At 70.1% G+C, this 2,485-nt stretch carries 2 protein-coding genes and 1 pseudogene; 1 reads left to right on the plus strand and 2 read right to left on the minus strand.

Annotated features, from left to right (window positions below; all coding sequences use genetic code 11):
• Both ACLN58_RS20950 and ACLN58_RS20955 read right to left on the minus strand, forming a co-directional pair.
• A partial coding sequence (locus ACLN58_RS20950; RefSeq protein WP_415857157.1) for a bile acid:sodium symporter family protein occupies positions 1 to 910 on the minus strand: 910 nt, incomplete at its 3' end.
• A 78-nt stretch (positions 911 to 988) separates the two neighbouring features.
• Positions 989 to 2,092, minus strand: a complete 1,104-nt coding sequence (locus tag ACLN58_RS20955; protein WP_415857158.1) for a GTP pyrophosphokinase — start codon at positions 2,090 to 2,092, stop codon at positions 989 to 991.
• Between the two features lie 73 nt (positions 2,093 to 2,165).
• Between ACLN58_RS20955 and ACLN58_RS20960 the strand changes: the two are divergent.
• A pseudogene (locus tag ACLN58_RS20960) lies at positions 2,166 to 2,485 on the plus strand (alpha/beta hydrolase); the annotation flags it as partial.

The following is a 2,485-nucleotide window of genomic DNA, read 5'->3' on the forward strand; positions in this document are numbered from 1 at the left end:
CGGAGAACACCGCGGACGGCAGCGCGGCGAGCGGGCTGAAGTGCGCGGCGGCGAGCGTCGCGGCGAGGCCCGAGTTCTGCATCCCGACTTCGAACGCGAGCGCGCGGCGCGCCTTGCGGTCCAGCCGGCCAAGCTTCCCGGCGAGGTACCCGAGGCCCAGCCCGAAACCGTTGTGAAGGACGACGGCGACGAACACGATGCCCCCAGCGGCGGCGAGCTTCGTGGCCGAGCCGGCGACGACGATCGCGACGATCGCCGCGATCACCACCGCCGAGATCCAGGGCAGCGCCGGCAGCACCGCGGCGACCGCCTGCTTGAGGAACAGCCGCACCGCGAGGCCCAGGACCACGGGGATGAGGACGGTCTTGACGATGTCGAGGACCATGCCGCCCGCGTCGACGTTGAGGAATGAGCCGGCGAGCAGGAGCGTGAGCGCGGGCGTCACGAGCGGAGCGACGAGGGTCGAGACGGTCGCCACCGCGACCGAGAGCGCCACGTCACCCTTCGCGAGATACGCCATGACGTTCGACGCCGTTCCCGAGGGCGCGCAGCCCACCAGGATGACGCCGACCGCGAGTTCGGGCGGGAGGTGGAGCCCCGTCGCGATCGCCCAGCCGGCGGCCGGCATGATGACGTAGTGCGCCACGAGGCCCAGCGCCACGGCCCACGGCCGCCGCACCACGGACGCGAAGTCCGGCGGCGTGAGCGTGAGGCCCATGCAGAACATGATCACGCCCAGGAGATACGGAACCCACGGCACGGCCGGCTTGATCGCGCCGGGCGCGAGGAAGCCAATGACGCCCGCGACGATCACGAGGATCGGGAACACGGTCACGGCGATCCGCGCGTCGCGGTCGGCCGCCGTCGGCGGGGCTGCAGGGGTGGTCTCGGTGGTCTGGGCGGAATTCACGCGCCCATGGTTTCATCAGGCAACTATGCGCTGCGAATCGGTCCGCCCAACGGACGACGGCGCGTGCCCGCCTCGCGCTCAGGCGAGCCGGAAGCGCTCGATCTGCCGGAGCCGCCGCTGGAGGCTGTCGCGCCGCGGGTGGGGTGCGGCGTCGGCAGCTTCTGCGGTGAGTTCGATGTGCTCGCGGCCGAACCGCCACAGCAGGAGGTCGTCGAGGAGCCGATCCGGGCCGGGCGAGTATCGGTGGTCGAGCGCCTTGCGCACATCGGTGATCCGCTCGGCGTCGAGAAGTTCGACGAGCTGCCATGTCTCGGTGAGCCCGTGCGCGGCGACGAGCTCGGCCGCCCAACCCCAGTCGTCGTCGACCTTGCGGTCCACGTGGGGGAGCAGCGTCTGCCACACGTCCCTGATGCGGTCCGGGTTGAGCGGCTGCGAGCCCTCGCCGTCCTGGTCCCAGAAACTGCGCACCTTCTCATACCGTTCGTGCAGGTCGGCGAACTCCTTCTCGACGACCTCGAGCATGGCCGCCGTCGCCGTGAACTGGCGGTCGAACTGCGGGCTCCAGGCGCGCGGGTCCTGGCTCTTGAAGCGGATATCGTGCTCGATCTCGCTCCACGCGTGGGCGAAGATCGTGCGGATCTGGCACTCGAAGAAGTAGCTGCCGTTCGCCGGGAGTTCCGGATTGAAGATCGCCTGGTACTCCTTGACGGCATCGTTCTGCAGCGTGCGCAGGATGAGGTGGCGGCTCGAATAGCCGTAGGTGCCCGACTCGATGGAACCGATGGCCTTCTCTCGGTCGCCGCGGCAGTCGAAGATATCGCGCTGGCGCTTGATGAGGTTCGCGGCGACGGCGTTGTCCCCCGGGAGCTTCGTGATGACGCGCACGCCGACCATGTCATTGAGCGTCCGGAACGGGTCGGGGAACTTGAGGGTTGGCTCGCCGCCCGGCTCGGCGGGAGGATCGAGGCGCGAGATCTTCTCGCGGAACGATTCGACGGTCTTGGTGCGGGCCGTGATGAACAGGGGCTCGATCTCTTCGGCGTCCTCGAAGATCTCGCGGAAGGTCCACAGGACACCGCTCGTGACGTTCTTGAGCGCGGGGCGCACGCGGGCGTACGTCTCGACGGACGCGTCGACGAGAGCGCGCTGCCCGGCATCCAGCCGGTCGTAGTTGCTGGCCATGCAATCACGGTAGCAACCTGCACCGACACGGGAGGCCCTCCTTTCGCCCTCGCGTCCCCAGTAAGGTGGGCTCGTGGTCTCGCGCGAACGGATCCCCTACGGACCGCATCCCGACCAGTGGGGCGAGCTGTTCCTCCCCGACGGCGCAGGGCCCGGCGCGCCGCCCCGCGGCACGGTCGTGGTGATCCACGGCGGCTACTGGCGCGACGCCTACACCGCCGAGCTGGGCGTCCCCGAAGCCGTGGACCTCGCCGCGCACGGCCTCGCAGCGTGGAACCTGGAGTACCGCCGGGCGGGCGGGGCGGGAAGAACGGGCGACGGCGGCTGGCCGGCCACGTTCCGCGACGTCGCCATGGGCATCGATCATCTCGCGCACCTCGCGGACCGGGGCGT

Source organism: Sinomonas sp. G460-2 (assembly GCF_047759905.1).
Lineage (GTDB): Bacteria > Actinomycetota > Actinomycetes > Actinomycetales > Micrococcaceae > Sinomonas.

Bases quoted from the DNA above. Each gene is read 5' to 3' on its own strand.
- ACLN58_RS20955 (WP_415857158.1), bottom strand. From the start codon at position 2,092: ATGGCCAGCAACTACGACCGGCTGGATGCCGGGCAGCGCGCTCTCGTC.